At 43.3% G+C, this 16508-nt stretch carries 12 protein-coding genes and 1 pseudogene; 8 read left to right on the forward strand and 5 right to left on the reverse strand.

Annotation, left to right across the window (positions count from 1 at the left end; genetic code table 11):
• Positions 1 to 65 precede the first annotated feature (65 nt).
• The 3 genes from FRX45_RS20160 to FRX45_RS20170 all read left to right on the forward strand — a co-directional run bounded on the left by FRX45_RS20160 (position 66) and on the right by FRX45_RS20170 (position 6942).
• Positions 66 to 3386, forward strand: coding sequence for a TonB-dependent receptor (locus FRX45_RS20160; RefSeq protein ID WP_152270283.1), 3321 nt, complete (start codon positions 66 to 68; stop codon positions 3384 to 3386).
• 24 nt (positions 3387 to 3410) lie between these two features.
• Positions 3411 to 4910 carry a RagB/SusD family nutrient uptake outer membrane protein gene (locus tag FRX45_RS20165; RefSeq protein ID WP_152270284.1) on the forward strand — a complete coding sequence of 500 codons (1500 nt, stop codon included), beginning with the start codon at positions 3411 to 3413 and terminating at the stop codon, positions 4908 to 4910.
• A 169-nt stretch (positions 4911 to 5079) separates the two neighbouring features.
• Positions 5080 to 6942, forward strand: a complete 1863-nt coding sequence (locus FRX45_RS20170; protein ID WP_152270285.1) for a right-handed parallel beta-helix repeat-containing protein — start codon at positions 5080 to 5082, stop codon at positions 6940 to 6942.
• A gap of 36 nt (positions 6943 to 6978) precedes the next feature.
• Here the strand turns inward: FRX45_RS20170 and FRX45_RS20175 are convergent, their stop codons facing one another.
• The gene (locus tag FRX45_RS20175) at positions 6979 to 7200 is read right to left on the reverse strand and encodes a hypervirulence associated TUDOR domain-containing protein (RefSeq protein ID WP_152270286.1); all 222 of its coding nucleotides are present in this window, start codon (positions 7198 to 7200) and stop codon (positions 6979 to 6981) included.
• Positions 7201 to 7475: 275 nt separating this feature from the next.
• Between FRX45_RS20175 and FRX45_RS20180 the strand changes: the two genes are divergently transcribed.
• On the forward strand, positions 7476 to 8726 hold the full coding sequence (locus FRX45_RS20180) for an NAD(P)/FAD-dependent oxidoreductase (protein WP_152270287.1): 1251 nt from the start codon (positions 7476 to 7478) through the stop codon (positions 8724 to 8726).
• Between the two features lie 2 nt (positions 8727 to 8728).
• On the opposite strand, the gene FRX45_RS20185 is transcribed toward FRX45_RS20180, so the two are convergent.
• Entirely contained in the window at positions 8729 to 9649 is a 921-nt protein-coding gene (locus FRX45_RS20185; protein ID WP_152270288.1) for a PIG-L deacetylase family protein, read from the reverse strand.
• Between the two features lie 143 nt (positions 9650 to 9792).
• Here FRX45_RS20185 and FRX45_RS20190 point away from each other — a divergent pair, with 143 nt between their 5' ends.
• Positions 9793 to 10242, forward strand: a complete 450-nt coding sequence (locus FRX45_RS20190; protein ID WP_152270289.1) for a hypothetical protein — start codon at positions 9793 to 9795, stop codon at positions 10240 to 10242.
• Positions 10243 to 10283: 41 nt separating this feature from the next.
• Here FRX45_RS20190 and FRX45_RS20195 read toward each other — a convergent pair whose 3' ends face one another.
• Both FRX45_RS20195 and FRX45_RS20200 read right to left on the reverse strand, forming a co-directional pair.
• Positions 10284 to 11321 carry a cytochrome d ubiquinol oxidase subunit II gene (locus tag FRX45_RS20195; protein WP_152270290.1) on the reverse strand — a complete coding sequence of 346 codons (1038 nt, stop codon included), beginning with the start codon at positions 11319 to 11321 and terminating at the stop codon, positions 10284 to 10286.
• A 4-nt stretch (positions 11322 to 11325) separates the two neighbouring features.
• On the reverse strand, positions 11326 to 12729 hold the full coding sequence (locus FRX45_RS20200) for a cytochrome ubiquinol oxidase subunit I (RefSeq protein ID WP_226805482.1): 1404 nt from the start codon (positions 12727 to 12729) through the stop codon (positions 11326 to 11328).
• 335 nt (positions 12730 to 13064) lie between these two features.
• Here FRX45_RS20200 and FRX45_RS20205 point away from each other — a divergent pair, with 335 nt between their 5' ends.
• Genes FRX45_RS20205 through FRX45_RS20215 form a run of 3 tightly spaced genes read left to right on the forward strand, consistent with a single transcriptional unit; the run spans position 13065 to position 16066 of the window.
• The gene (locus FRX45_RS20205; protein ID WP_193311789.1) at positions 13065 to 13910 is read left to right on the forward strand and encodes a DUF6807 family protein; all 846 of its coding nucleotides are present in this window, start codon (positions 13065 to 13067) and stop codon (positions 13908 to 13910) included.
• A 55-nt stretch (positions 13911 to 13965) separates the two neighbouring features.
• Positions 13966 to 14982, forward strand: a complete 1017-nt coding sequence (locus FRX45_RS20210) for an NAD-dependent epimerase/dehydratase family protein (protein WP_152270292.1) — start codon at positions 13966 to 13968, stop codon at positions 14980 to 14982.
• Between the two features lie 4 nt (positions 14983 to 14986).
• Positions 14987 to 16066, forward strand: coding sequence for a dihydrodipicolinate synthase family protein (locus FRX45_RS20215; protein WP_152270293.1), 1080 nt, complete (start codon positions 14987 to 14989; stop codon positions 16064 to 16066).
• A gap of 249 nt (positions 16067 to 16315) precedes the next feature.
• Here the strand turns inward: FRX45_RS20215 and FRX45_RS23385 are convergent.
• Positions 16316 to 16508, reverse strand: a pseudogene (locus tag FRX45_RS23385) (hypothetical protein); the annotation flags it as partial.

Consider the following 16508-nt stretch of genomic DNA (forward strand, 5'->3'; position numbering starts at 1 on the left):
CGGAACCGGAAAGCATAAAAACAATCCGGCTACCTATTTTATAACAAATAAACCAAAACAAAAGTATGAAAAAAACTGCCTGTTTCATTCCACCCCTGCAGAAGGGATGGCTCAAAACGATTCTGCTTATGAAGCTCTCTGTTTTAGTGATTTTGCTCACGGCTTTGCATGTTTCTGCCAAAACTTTTTCACAGGAAAAAATTTCTGTTGATTTCAAGAACACAAAGCTTAGCCATGCCCTGAAAATAATTGAAAGAAAATCAGACTACCGCTTCGCTTTCAGCAACCTCATATTATCGGAAAACATGACGGTTACCCTAAAAGCAAAAGACCTTCCAATAGAAGATATCTTATCACAAATGTTCACCAAAACGGGCCTAACCTATAGCCTGATCAACAATAAGCTGATCGCCATTAAGGGAGACGAACCCGCCCAGGGCATTATAACCGTACAGGGAAAGGTTACCGATAATGAAGGCAATCCTTTGCTGAATGTAAGCATATCTGCAGGCACCGGTATTGGAACCACAACCAATGAGTCGGGAGAATACAGCATTACTGTAGACGAAAACGCAACATTGGTGTTCAGCTATGTAGGTTTTATAAATCAAACAATACAGGTTAATAAACGCACGGTAATTAACGTGGTTCTATTACCCAATACATCCCAACTCACCGATGTGGTAGTAGTAGGCTATGGTACGCAAAGCAGGCGTAAACTAACCAGTGCAGTAGCAACTGTTTCCGGTGAAGAATTAAATAAACGGGTAGCTACCAATCCGGCAGCATTACTACAGGGGCAATTGCCCGGCTTACAGGTAATACAGGGTTCCGGCGAACCGGGAAATGAAGGAGTGAGCCTCCGGATCAGGGGGGTATCTACTTTTAGCGGAGCGGGTAATGATCCATTGATAATTGTTGATGGGTTACCGGGAAGCTTAACGGTATTGAACCCGAATGATATTGAATCCATCAGCCTGCTGAAAGATGCGGCTTCAGCGGCAATCTATGGTTCAAGAGGTGCAAACGGTGTAATTGTAATAAAAACAAAAAAAGGAAAGAGCGGGGGATTCTCTCTCCAGTACAATTATAACCTGGGAATATCCAATCCTACGAGCATTCCAAAAACCATACACAATTCGGCGGAATATATGGAGCTGTCAAATGAAGCCAATACTAATTCCGGCCGGCAGTCCATTTACACCCAGGCGCAGATTGATTTATATAAAAATGCTACGGACAGGGTTAAATATCCAAACCATAACTGGCTGGATGATTTATTTCAACCGGCGCATACCCAAAATCACTATTTAAATCTTAGCGGCGGTAAAGACAATACTAACTATAACCTGGGTATTGGCTATACCCATCAGCCTGGTACAATGATTGGATTTAGCTACAAGAAATACACGATGGATCTTGGCTTATCATCCAAAGTACACAAAAGAGTAACTATTGGCACCAATGTGCAGATGCGGTACGGTAACAGGCTTAATCCCCCGCAGGGAGCCGGAGACATGTTTTTATCTACCCTGGCGCAATCGCCATTGTATCCGCCACAATCCGCCGATGGCAAATGGATAAAAAAAGCATACTCTAACGAGTCAGGAAATAAAAATACGGTAGCCATTGTTGGGGAAGATGTAAGAACAAGAACGGATGATTATTATTTACAAGGCAACCTTTCCCTGGACATTGAAATTTTAAAATCATTGAAATGGGAAACAAAGGCCGGAGCGAATTACGGAACCAGTAAATACAATGATTTCAGACCGGTAGTGCAAACCTACTATTACAATGATATGACTTCTGCCGGGCTGTTAGATGTAGGTACACCCGGACTTACTGTTGGCAGAAGCGATAATATTTACACGGTATATTACAGCCAGCTAAACTTTAGAAAATCGCTCGGTGATCATACCGTTTCTGCAATTGGAGGATTTCAGCAGGAGCATAATGAAGGCAGCAATATTGATGCATGGAGGGCCCAGTTTACTACCAATCTTTTGCGGGAATTAGATGCAGGACCCTCGGCAGGCATGACAAATAGAGGCTCTTCTTCTCAATGGGCAATACGTTCTTTCTATGGTACAGCCAACTATGATTTCCAGGACAAATACCTGTTTGGAACCAGTATGCGTTATGATGGCACTTCACGATTGCCTAAAGATACCCGGTGGGGCCTATTCTATTCCTTTTCCGGTGCATGGCGCATTTCAAACGAATCCTTTCTGCAAAGCGCATCGTGGCTGGATGATTTAAAGATCAGGGGATCATGGGGACAACTCGGTAACCAGAATATCGGTACTTATCCATACCAGCCAACGTTAAGCAACAGGGATTATGCATTCGGCGGCTCTGTAACACCCGGGTATTCGGCAGGAAGCCTGGTAGACCCCGCGCTTACATGGGAAACTACCCGTGTATTTGATATAGGCATTGACCTGGCCGCACTAAAAAACAAATTTTCCTTTACCGCAGACTGGTTTAATAAATACACATTTGACATCCTGAGAAGTTCACAGGTTCCCCTATGGTTAGGGCTAAACCCTCCTGTTATTAATAACGGCGCTGTAAGAAATAAAGGATTTGAGTTTTCCGCGCAATACCGCGATAAAATCGGGAACGCATTCTCCTACTATGCAGGAGCCAACTTTCAAACCTATAAAAATATACTGGAACAATATGGCAAAACTGAAATTGGCGGCAGAACCATACGGGAAGAAGGACACCCATTAGATGCATATTATATGTATGTATGGGATGGCATTTTTCAAAGCCAGGATGAGATTGATAAATCTCCCGCACAACCGGTTACACCCAGCCCCGGCGATTTGAAAATTAAAGATGTTAATGGAGATGGAAAAGTAGATGATAAAGACCGTACCTATGTGGGTGGAAAATATCCCGCTTACCAGTATACCATAAACCTGGGCGCGGAATGGAAGGGCTTTGATTTTAATGCCCAATTATACGGATCGCAGGGACAGAAAATATACGTAACCGGATGGGGCGCGGAACCATTTCGCCAGGGCTCTGTGCCAACTACTGACTGGAGAAACAGGTGGACGCCCACTAACCCTTCTACCACCATGCCAAAAATATATTCGGCAGACGGATACGCGCCTGTTCAAAACTACAGCTCTACCTATTTCCTGAAAGACGCTTCATTTATGCGTTTAAAGAATATCCAGTTGGGTTATACGCTTCCTGCCAATATAATAAGCAAAGCAGGTGCAAAATTACTGAGGGTTTATTTTGCGGCGGATAATGTGCTTACCGTAAGTAAATTCCCGGGAATTGACCCTGAACGGACAAGCGATGGCAACTACGTAACCTACCCGCAATTACGAACATTTACTTTTGGAGCAACTGTTCAATTCTAACTTTTAAATTTAAACTACATTGATATGAAAAAATATCAAAGAAACATATTCTTTACAGGCATTGCAACCCTTATGCTGTTTGCATCCTGCACCAAGGGTCTTCTTGATGTATCTCCCCCCGATCGTTTATCTACTACTATTTTCTGGAAATCAGAAGCCGATGCCGACCTTGCATTAACCGGCCTGTATAATTTTTTATACGCAGGTGGCGGTAACTGGGCCAACTCTCAATATGAAGTAATGGGCTGGGATACATATACAGATGATGTTTTTGGCAAGCATAATTATGGCGGCGGCTATGATGCCACAAGCTCCGGCATTACGCCCAATACAGGCGCTTACGTGCGGAGCTATTATGAAAACAATTTTAAAGCCATTGCCGCTATTAATTCCTTTTTGGCTAATGTAGATAAAGTACTTACCGGCGATAAACTGACAAAGTACAAGGGAGAAGCTTATTTTCTGAGAGCCTTTAATTATTTCTGGTTGGCGCAATTGTATGGAAACGTACCAATTGTTAAAGACGACCCCTTTAAAGCCGATTTTAAAACACCGATGGCTAAGTCTGCCAGGGCCGATGTATTAGCCTTTGTAAACCAGGACCTGGATGCAGCCATTGCAGCTTTGCCGGATGATGCATACGGTTCTGGACATGCTGTTAAAACTACGGCGCAGGGATACAAAGTAAGGGCCTTGCTTTTTGAAAAAAAATATCCGGAAGCTGCCGCATTGGCTAAGCAGATTATTGATGGCAACCAGTATTCACTGAACCCTGATTATGCAGCGAACTTTTATAAAGCAGGGCAAAACGTCAGCCAGGAGATCATGTTCTCTGTAAAGTTTCAACTCCCCAACATTGAACATGCAGATGCCGCATTAAATGTAACCATGCAAACCTGGGGTGGGTACCAGGGAACGCAGAACCTGATTGATGAATATGAAACCGGCGATCCAAGAAAGTCAATGACCTGGTTTTTTCCGGGTGACGGACCTGATAAAGGATGGCCTTTTAGCAATCCTGCCGTAGCTACTCCCGGAGGCGGACAGGACTGGATTGTGGGTTTTTATTTACCTAAAAAATGGCTTACTGCGGGGCTAAAAAATCCCGATTATGGTGTAAAAGGAGATAACGACTTTGTGTTGTTGCGCTATGCCGACATTAAGCTCATGTATGCAGAAGCACAAAACGAAGCCGTAGGCCCCGACGCTTCTGTTTATACACAGATAAACGAAGTTAGAGACAGACCGGGTGTTAACATGCCCGCATTGCCTGCCGGTCTTACAAAAGAGCAGATGAGAGCCGCTATCAGGCATGAAAGAAGAGTGGAGTTTCCACTGGAAGGGCTGCGCTATTTTGATTTGAGAAGGTGGGGCATCGCTACACAAACATTAAGCGGATTTGCGCCAAACCCATTGGCGCCAAACATTCAAATAAAATATGAGAACAAGTATGAGTTTTGGCCGATACCCCAAACGGAAATTGACCGCAATCAGCCCGTCCTTGAACAAAATCCTGATTACTAAACGATTTCTTATACATGCAGTTGGTTTTTGAACAGCATTGCCCCTATTTTTATAGGGGCAATTTTTTGATTGCTCGTTTTTCAGAGGGATGAAATGCTTTTGACACAAAATGTGTGAAGCAAACAGAAGTGTTCAGCATATTTTTTAAAGGAAATAAAAAAAATTCGTAATGAGCGTTTTCAACCGGGCGAAAAGGGCGGGTATTCAAGCCTCTACATTATTGATGATATTCCTTTTTTTCGACTGCTGTATAAAAGAAACATTTGCAAAAAATGGGATTGCCTCAGATACTGGAAGTGTAGTTGCGCTTACTGACTTTGGCATAAAGTCAAATAGTTTTGAAAACGCTAGCGCCGGCGTTAAAAAAGCCCTCCGGTTTTGCAAAGAAAATTCAGCGGATACCTTATTGCTGCCGGGCGGTCGCATTGATTTATGGCCGGAATACGCTTTTAAACAGGAACTCTATATTTCCAATTGCACTGAAAACGATTCGGTTTCTAAAATAAAAAATATCGGATTTTTGTTAGATGGTTTTAAAAACCTGGTTATTGAGGGAAACAATACGCTGGTGGTGCTTCATGGCAAAATGGTTTCATTCGCCATCCTCAACAGTGAACATATCCAGCTAAAAAATATGCGGTTCGATTATGAACGGCCGACCATGTCGGAATTAAGCATTTTGAAAGTTTCCTCCCGCTCTGTTGAAACAGTCATTCATCCCGACTCAAAATATTGTATTGATAATGGCCGGATCGGTTTTTATGGTGAAGGATGGAAGAGCAAATCTTATCACACTATACTTTTCGAGCCCGGTAAAAACCTGATGAAGTATAGTTCATTTAAGCCATTTAATGAAAGCAGGGCAGTTCAAACCAGTCCTTTGCATGTAACCTTTCAGGGCGAGTTTTCAAAAAACAATTTTCATCCCGGCGATATTTTAACCATTCGCGATCCTTACCGCGATAATGCAGGAGCCTTTATCAGTCTCAGTAAAAACATTCGTATTGAAAATGTGAAGATGCATTATATGCACGGTCTTGGGATCGTTTCCCAATTTTCAGAAAATATTTCGCTGGTGAAAGTAGCAGTAGCGCCCCGCGAAAATTCAGGACGCATCATTAGCGCTTTTGCGGATTGCTTTCATTTTTCGGGGTGTAAGGGAAGCATCCTGATTGATAGCTGCTTTACCTCCGGCTCACACGATGATCCAATTAATGTGCATGGCACCCACCTGAAGATCACATCCATAGCTTCCGGCAATAAATTAACCGTTCGGTTCATGCACCACCAGACTTACGGTTTCGAAGCTTTTTTCGCCAACGACAGCATCGCTTTTGTAAATCCCCAAACCTTGATGTTAATTGGTTACGCCAAACTTAAAAACGCAAAGATGGTGAACAAACGCGAAATGGAACTTGAATTGGAAGAGGCTCTTCCTAAAAACATAAGCGCCGGAGACTGTATCGAAAATATCACCTGGACCCCGGAAGTAACCATCCGCAACTCCCGTTTCGAAAGAACCAATACCCGTGGCATTCTTGTTACCACCCGCCGAAAAGTTTTGATTGAGAACAATACATTTTACAGAACAGGCATGCATGCTATTCTTATCGCCGATGATGCCTTAAGCTGGTACGAGTCGGGGCCCGTGAGGGACGTAACCATCCGCAATAATATTTTTGAAGCCTGTGGCTATAATTCCGCTCCGGGAAATTATATTATTTCCATCGCCCCCGAAAATCATGAACTGGTGACTGGTTATTTCGTTCATAAAAATATAAGCATTGAAAACAACATCTTTAAAGTATATGATTACCCGATATTATCAGCCCGCAGCACAGAGGGACTTGTTTTTAAAGGCAATACTATCATTCAAACAGATTTGCTTAAAGCTGGCCCCAAAAGACCGGCATTTAACCTAACCGCCTGCAAAGATGTAATGATTGAAAAAAATGATTTCAGAACAAATGAAAAACCCATCATCAAGCTGGTAAGCATGAGCGGTAAAGATGTAAAAACGGATATAAAGTAGCCTTACCGTTATGGAGTTAAATGATAAATCAAATATTCACCTCCCCTTTTTCACCTTCCGCAACGCCGAGCCTTTATGCGCCGCAATATGGTCGGTTTTATCACTTTTTATTTCATACTGCGGGTCTTCTTTTGTGGCATGATGTGTATATCCCTTATAGGTAAAATCAGCGGTATGCACTTTAATGATGGTACCCGACACATGACCTGCTTCTGAATTCCAGCTAACATGATCGCCTTTTGAAAATGCTTTTCCCATACGCATTGTTTTTGCTACCGCAAATTTAATCAGAATGGATAATATTCAGCTAAGCCTTAAGCTTTCAGTTTTCAGACTTGAGCTTTCAGCTCAATCGTACTAACAATGATCTGATAACTTTTCCCTTTCAACCGTTCAACGTTTCAATGTTTCACCTTTCACCCTTCACCTCTCACGTTCTTCACCTCTCACCTTTCACTTTTTGAAATACGCCCCGTATTAATGAACTTCGGGAGGCGAATTTAATTTATTAAAAAGGGTTAATACTATTTTAAATGAAGCATGTGGTTGTTATCGGCGGTGGCATCATTGGCTTAAGTTCCGCCTATTACCTGCAACAGTTGGGTTATACCGTAACGGTAATAGATAAAGATGATTTTTCAAATAATTGTTCTTACGGTAATGCCGGCTATGTTTGTCCGAGTCATTTTATTCCATTGGCCACCCCCGGTATTGTTTGGAAAGGTTTTAAGTGGATGTTCAATAACCAAAGCCCGTTTTATGTACAACCATCCCTCAACCGGTCGCTGGTTGACTGGGGATTGAAATTTGCCCGGAGTGCAAATGCACGGCATGTAGCGGATTCAGCTATCCCTTTACGTGATATAGCTTTACTGAGCCAGAAAGAATATGAAAGCTGGGCAGCCATACCCGGATTTGATTTTGCTTATGAGCATAGAGGGCTGCTGGAAATATTTCAAACCCAACCTGTGGCGGAGCATGCTCACCACACTGTTGAACAGGCCAGAGCACTTGGACTGGAAGCCTCGTTACTGGATGCAGCGGAATTGAGGCAGTTGGAACCGCATACAAAGATCAATGCGCTCGGCGCTATATTATTTAAGTGCGATGCACATTTATACCCCAACAAATTAATGCAGGGATTGCTTTCACTTTTACAACAAAATGGAGTGAGGCTTGTAAGCAGCGCCCCGGTAACCGGCTTTGAAAAGAACGGAACTATGATAAAAAAAGTGATAACGCCCCGTGAAGATTTTGATGCAGGTGCAGTGGTAATAGCTACCGGCGCATGGAGCCGTGAAATAGCCGCAATGGCCAATACAAGAATTCCGCTGATGCCCGGTCGCGGCTATTCGGTAACCTTAGAAAACTCACCTTATCGCGTAAATCACCCGGCCGTATTGGCCGAAGGAAGAGTAGCCATTACACCTATGGATGGCAATAAGATCCGCTTTGGGGGAACGATGGAAGTTGTATCTACGTCCACACCTCCACGTTACCAGAGAGTGCAGGGCATTTTGAATGCCGTTAAAAGATTTTACCCCGAATTTGACGTTCCGATGCCCGCGCAGGATAAACTGTGGTTCGGTTACCGCCCCTGCTCGGCCGATGGACTGCCTTATATAGGTAAAATAAAAAGCTACAGCAATGTTGTGGTAGCCACCGGCCATGCTATGCTGGGATTAAGTCTTGGTGCCGGAACCGGGAAATTAGTGAGCGAAATAGTGAATGACGAAAAGAGCAGCATTGATCTGAAGCCTTTTAACGTGGAAAGATTTGGGTGATGCTATTGTTTTTTCAGCATCGGGAACAGCCTTCTTATTTCTCCTTCAGAAGGCTGAGATCCGTATTCGCAAACCTCAAAAGCTTCGGCATGTTTTACTTCGGAAGCTTTTTGCCTTCCGTAAAACTTTTCGAGGGACTCCCTCAGTTCAGGAGTAACAGGAAGGGCAGCACGCAGCCCCAGCCATTTTTTTCTTTCATCGGCGCCTTTGGGAACTTCACCGGCATAACCGCCTATCCAGGGAAGCCATTCATAAAACTGCGACTGGTGCGCATCCATTGCAGCAATTTTTTTATCGTATACATCTGTAATATCAACGGCAATATCGGGGCGGAAAGGATTGGGTTTTTTAAAGAAATCACGGAAATATAAGAATACGGGATTTTTCTTTAGGGGTGCTATATCGGGAAGAATATTGGGAACCCCTACCATATAGGCCGCATCCTGCACGAGTATACCGGTATAGCGGTGATCCGGATGATAATCATTGGGCCGCGGTGCGATAACAATATCGGCTTCCCACTCCCGGATTTTGCGTATGATCTGGAGTCGTACTGCAAGACTGGGTTCTAAAGTCCCATCGTGGTTATCCAGGACATCGTAGGTAATGCCTAATCTTTTCCCTGCTTCCTTTGCTTCGGCGGCTCTTCTTTTTGCGAGAGCATTTCCCCCTTCAACCTGGTGCCCGGCATCGCCGTTCGTTACGGATAAAAATTTAACCGCATGTCCCATAGATGCGAAAAGCGCTGCTGTTCCACCTCCATCAATATCACAATCATCGGGATGAGCGCCTATCATAATGATACGGATTTCTTTTTCTGAGTGCTGCGCATTAACCGCGGTAGAAGCCATAAGCAAAAACAAAATAAAAAATGACCGGAGTTTTATTTTACTGTAAGATTGTTGAACATGCAGGTTGAACATACATAATTTGATTTCCGGGTTACTTATCTTCAAATATAATAAAATTAACATTTCTCTTCTATTTGTTAACATCCCCTAAACAACCTCCTCCTAAAATTAATATGGCAAGAAGATTGCACTACTAAAGAAATATCCATAGTAAGATGAAAGAAAAAATATATACATCTGCTATTAAAACGGTGCTGAAGGTTGATCAGGAGATCGAAACGGTGAAAGACACCATTGGTGAGCTATTGGATAAGGGGAAGGATTATCCGGAATCATATTACAAGAATATATCATCAAATTCATTTCTTTTCGGCTGGATAAAATCTTTTTGCATTGTGATCATTTCCGTAAAGCTCATTCCGGAGTCGGAAGACAGTACTATAATCAATATAGAAGCTACAAAACCGGAAAACGGCGCCGCTACCAAAGACAATGTGCAGGATGCATTTTATGATTTTCTGGGGTTGATGAAAAAAACATTTACCCGCGAAGCATCACCTGCGCTGGTATGGAAAAACAACAATGATCATGGCGGCATATGGACCTTCCTGTTTTTAATATTGCTTGCAGCCTTTTTGATATGGTTTTATTTTTCGGGGAAATAAGCCTGTATCGTTTTATACCATCTTCTCTCCTGCCGTTTACATTACCCGGTATATTTTTCTTTAACAGAATCAGGCGCTTTTGGCTTTTGCTGAAAACTGTAAAGCAGGTAAAACAATGCCGGAAGAATAAATATGCTGCCCGCCAGCAGGGCAATAGCCAGCGCTTCAATGGTTTTATCCTGGCCGCGGTGTTCCAGCAAAGAAAGGTATTTGCCGTTTTTAAGCAGCACAATATTGGGAAAATGCCTGTAGGTAAGCGTTAACAGTATCATGCTCACCTGGAAGCCTGCCAGCAGGCGGATGATCCTTACTTTTCCTTTGTACAAATAATACCACAAAAGCATTAACGATAAACTGGCTAAGGATATGGCTGTTACACCAACGGTGTTATCAAATATCCATGCAGCCAGCGGAATGTTTTCGGTATATGCTGCAACAAAAACCAATGCCCCGGAAATGACCGCGGCAGTATTGGTGGTTCTTGCTTTAGCGATAAAGCGGCCCTTATCTAACGCATTGTCTGTTTCTCCAACAAGGTAAATGGCTGCAAGAAAGCCGCATATGGTTACCGTAAACAACCCTACCGCAAGCGGGAACCAATGCAACCAGCTAAAAATATAAGCATCCGCGAAATTTGCAGCATAAGGATCAATGGTTCGTGAGACAGCGCTTCCTGCTATAACACCCAAAAAGAAAGGCGTTATGCAACTGGAAATTACAAAGATGCGGTTGTAAATGATCTGCATATCATCCACAACGGCATCGTGATGCCTGAAAGCAAAAGCCGTTCCCCTTGCAATAATGCCCAGCAACATAATGGATAAAGGAATGTGCAGGTTGATGGACATGGTTGTATAAATGGCGGGAAATCCAACAAATAATATAACGATAGTAATAATAAGCCACATGTGATTGGCTTCCCATACAGGACCAATAGCTTTATACAATGTTTTACGTGTTCTGGCAAGATTGGCCCTGCGCGTAAAAAGCTCCAGTATCCCTGCGCCAAAATCTGCCCCACCCAATAGCAGGTATAAAAGTATAGCAGCCCACAGGTATATCATTACAACGTTCAGCATGCATTTACGGGTTTGACGGTTTATCAGGCGGTGCTATATCATATAATTTTTCAACCATTTTTATTTGCCGGTACAACATAAAAGTTACAATTACAGCCAGCGATATGTATACAGCCGTATACAGGTAAAAAGAATAGATGATGCCGGGCATTGGAGTTACTGCATCGGCCGTTTTCATAACGCCGTATATGATCCAGGGTTGCCTGCCCACTTCTGTTACCGTCCATCCCGCTTCTACTGCTATAAAGCCCATAGGAGTGGCCGTTACAAACAACCTGAGCAGCCAGTTCGATTCCAGCCATTTTCGTTTTTTCCATAACGCGGTATAATAGATCAAAGCAATAAAAAACATAACCATGCCTAAACCTACCATTACCTGGAATGCATAATGTGTAACAGCTACGGGTGGACGCTCGTTAGCGGGGATCTGATCAAGTCCCTTTACTTCAGATGTAAAATTGCCATGCACCATAAAGCTCAGCAATCCCGGAATTTTTAAAGCGTACCTGACCGTATTGTTTTTTTCATCAGGAATGCCTCCTATGATCAAAGGTGCCGATTGCTGTGTATGAAAATGCGCTTCCATGGCCGCGAGTTTTGCCGGTTGCCGCTTTGCTGTATCTTTTGCAGAAACATCTCCGCTGAGCGGTTGTAACAGGGCTGCAACCGTTGCAAATACAGCAGCTATTTTAAATGCTGTTCTGTGAAACAATATATTTCTTCCCTTTAAGATCATCAAAGCATGAATGCCCGCTACGGCAAATCCCGTAGCAACAAATGCAGCAAGCGACATATGCAGCGCCTGTGAGAACCACGCATCATTGAACATGGCCTGCATGGGATCAATATTAAGATATTCACCATTCACATAATCAAATCCAGAGGGGCTGTTCATCCAGGCATTTGCCGCCACTACCAGTATGCCCGAAAGAAGACCACTTATTCCTACCACCAGTCCGGTAAACCAGTGAAACCACCGGTTAAAGCGGTTCCAGCCATACAGGAAAAAACCCAATGCAATGGCTTCAATAAAAAAAGCGGTTCCTTCAAGCGAAAAGGGCATGCCGAATATGGGTCCTGCATGCTGCATAAAAGTTGGCCACAACAAACCCAGCTCAAATGAAAGTACGGTGCCTGATACCGCTCCTGTAGCAAAAAATATGGCCACCCCCTTGCTCCATGCTTTGGTAACATTTTTATAAACGATTTTATGTGTAGTAAGCCATTTGTAATGTGCTACAGCCATAAAAAAAGGCATAACCATGCCTATACAGGAAAACACAATATGAAAACCCAGCGAAAGCGCCATTTGCGAGCGGGCTGCTAAAAAGTCGTCCATAGAAACATCAATTATAGATGGGTTGGGTTGCCTGTATGCAAAGTAATCTATAAATTGCTGTACCTGCAAAAAACCGTTTGGTTTTTACAATTGCACGGGCAGGAGTATGTAAAGTCTTCCAGAAAAGAATATTACTCATGATAACACTTATTTTTATACCGGTTACCAATGAGATATGAACCATTCAACACTCATATTAACATCAATGATAAAGAGCATGATATTATTAATGCAATTTCTTATCCGCTCAAAAAGAAATGAGAAATTAAGGCAAAAGAGATTTGCTATAACAAAAAAGGGTGCTCAATTTATAATGATATGGTGCCTGTTGCTTTTTGTATCCTGCGGATTGCGGTCTGCACAGGAAGATACGCCCTTTACTTTTAAAGAAACAGCCCCAGGGTGTGGAATTGTTGGAGAATGAAAAGCCGGTTTTCTTCTACCAGCGTCAACCCAAATCCTTAACAGGAGAATATAACTGCAATAATTATTTACACCCTTTATACAGTATTGAAGGCGACACGCTAACGGAAGAATTTCCTGAAGACCATCCTTATCACAGGTGGATATTCTGGTCGTGGCACCAGGTATATATTGATACCCAATCCATAGGCGACCACTGGATCATGAAAAATATTGCACAGGAAGTGAGCAGGCTTACAACTGCGCAGCATGACGGCAAAGCCATATTAAAAACAAAGGTAAACTGGACTTCCCCATCTTATATGAATCAAAAACCTTTTATTGAAGAACAAGCCACCATTACCGCGTATACTGCAGAAGACGGATTGCGAAAGATTGATTTTGAAATTGCATTAAAAGCGCTGGTGCCTGGCGTACAAATCGGAGGTTCAGATGATGAAAAAGGATATGGCGGCTTTTGTGCCCGTTTAAGGATGCCGGATAATTTATTGTTTACTGCTGAAGCCGGCAAAGTAATACCACAGGAACTGCAACTCAATGCCGGCCCCTGGATGGATTTTACTGCGGACTTTGACAAAAACAACGAACATAGTGGAATAACCATTCTTTGTCATAACAGCACCCCCAATTATCCGGCTCCGTGGATACTCAGACAGAAGGGAAGCATGCAGAATATCGTTTATCCCGGGAGAAACCGGGTAGCGTTATCAGCCACTACCCCGCTCGTCTTACGGTACAGGCTAATTGTTCACAATGGAAAAGCAGGCGCTCTTCAATTAAATACTTTACAGGCCGAATACCAAAAACAACAATATCAAGGTGAATGAACAATCCATACATTTATATAATGAAGAGGTTCTTCTAATCCCGCTAAAAAATAACATGAACGCTATTGAAACAGCATACGAACAATTGCTACAGCCTTCGCCGGCATTGATAACCGATATAACCAAAATACAGGGCGATATTATAATACTGGGCGCAGGCGGCAAAATGGGGCCCGCACTGGCAAAGCTTACCCGCCAGGCCATTGACCGGGCAGGCATCTCAAAAAAGGTAACAGCCGTTTCACGTTTCTCTGAACCAGGCGTTAAGGAAAACCTGGAGCAGGCCGGGGTAATAACCCTGCAGGCCGACCTGCTGGAAGACAACCAGTTGCAGTTGCTGCCCCTTGCAGAGAATGTGCTGTACCTGGCCGGTACAAAGTTTGGCACAACTGGAAAAGAATATTTTACCTGGGCCATGAATACTTACTTACCGGCACGGGTAGCCGAAAAGTATAAAGATTCCCGTATAGTGGTTTTTTCAACCGGCAATGTGTACCCGCTAGTACCTGTACTATCAGGCGGAGCCACGGAATTAACAGAGCCGGAGCCTGCGGGAGAATACGCCCAGTCGTGCCTGGGCAGGGAGCGTTTATTTCAATACCAGTCATCTAAGTACAACACTCCCCTCTTCATTTACCGGCTTAATTATGCCAATGACGTAAGCTATGGTGTACTGCTGGAAATTGCCCGTTCCGTAATGGAAGGCAGGCCTGTTGATATCGGCATGGGACATATCAACGCCATCTGGCAGGGCGATGCCAATGAAATGGCCATCAGGGCGCTGCTTTATTGCGAAGCACCGGCTAAAACAGTAAATATAACAGGGCCGGAAATGATTTCGGTGAGATGGGCGGCCCGGGAATTTGGAAGCATGTTTGGTAAGCCGCCTGTATTTGTGAACGAAGAGCAACACACTGCGTTGCTGAGCAATGCAGGTGAAGCCTGTCGTTTATTCGGGTACCCTAACGTGTCGCTAAAACAAATGATGGAGATACAGGCAGAATGGTTAAAGCACGGTGGAAAAACAATCAATAAGCCCACCCATTACCAGGAAAGAAAAGGCAAATTTTAATCGCATGTCAACTTACTCATTGTTACCAGCCGGTATAAACAGCTTACTGCAGGAAGGAACCGTAATCCCTGCTCACCCGCTTGCGCTGCGCCCCGATCTGCGTGTTAATGAAGAACGGCAACGCTTGCTTACGCAATATTATATGGCGGCGGGTGCAGGTGGTGTTGCAGTTGGCGTGCATACCACCCAGTTTGAAATCAGGAATCCCCAAATTAACCTGTTAGAAACCGTATTAAAGCTGGCAGCCGAAGAAATTGAAAAAGCAAATTTGAGTCAGTCATTTATAAAAGTAGCGGGTATTTGCGGGCCAACGGCACAGGCAGTTGACGAGGCCAGGCTGGCCAAACAATATGGCTACCACCTTGGTTTGGTGAGCATGGGCGGATTGCAGCAATATTCGGAAAAAGACCTTATTAAAAGACTGTATGCCATTGCGGAAATCATACCGGTGTTTGGTTTTTACCTTCAACCAGCAGTGGGCGGACGTGTTTTAAGCTATTCGTTCTGGCGTGCATTTGCTGAAATACCGAATGCTTACGCGGTAAAAGTAGCGGCTTTTAACCGGTACCAAACACTGGATGTGGTGCGGGCTATTGCCGAATCGGGCAGGTGCAGTGAAATTGCTTTATACACCGGTAATGATGATAATATTGTAGCCGACCTGCTTACGCCCTTCAGGTTCGTGGTAAACGGCCGGCAGGTTGAAAAACAATTCGTGGGCGGATTGCTCGGGCATTGGGCGGTTTGGACAAAAAATGCAGTAGCGCTGCTGCAAGAAATTAAACAGTGTATTAGCAATAATTATAGCGGCATGCAAAATCTTTTGGCCAAAGGCGTTGAGGTTACAGACATGAATGCAGTGATTTTTGACGCCGCGCATTCCTTTCACGGGTGCATACCCGGCATTCATGAAGTATTGCGGCGGCAGGGCATATTGGAAGGGCTTTGGTGCCTTAATCCTGAAGAAAAATTATCAGCAGGTCAATTGGAAGAAATTGACAGGGTATACCGGTCATATGAAGCGTTAACGGATGATGATTTTGTAAAAGCGTTTCTCAATAATGCTACAAATATTTCCCAGTGATAAGTGTTGCGGACATTATTGCCAGCATACACCCATTCATCGAAGCAATAAGGTCAATCATCGAATAGCTATTGGTTAAAGCTTAAAATGAATAAATGTAAACCTATATTTGCATTGGTTTTTCATAGGATATTGGATTTAAAAACGGGGTGCATTTCTATGCTGCCCCTTTTTTATAAATAGGATTCAGAAAAATTTACGCTTTCTTTTTTTCTTTTTAATAATAAATCTTCTTTTACTTTTTCTCTCTTAAGTAACAGATTCAGGAACCAGCTTAAATCCCATCCGCTTTACTTGCTTTCTTATTTTCTTAAACTGTTGTTCTTTGAAGCTATCAGTATATTTTTCAATTGGTATAGGATTGAATTCGGTTCTATTCTTCAGCATCATATAAAATATTACAGCGATTTTTCTTGCTGTTGCCGTAATAGCTTTGGCTGTT

This window comes from Agriterribacter humi, assembly GCF_009192765.1.
Taxonomy (GTDB): domain Bacteria; phylum Bacteroidota; class Bacteroidia; order Chitinophagales; family Chitinophagaceae; genus Agriterribacter; species Agriterribacter humi.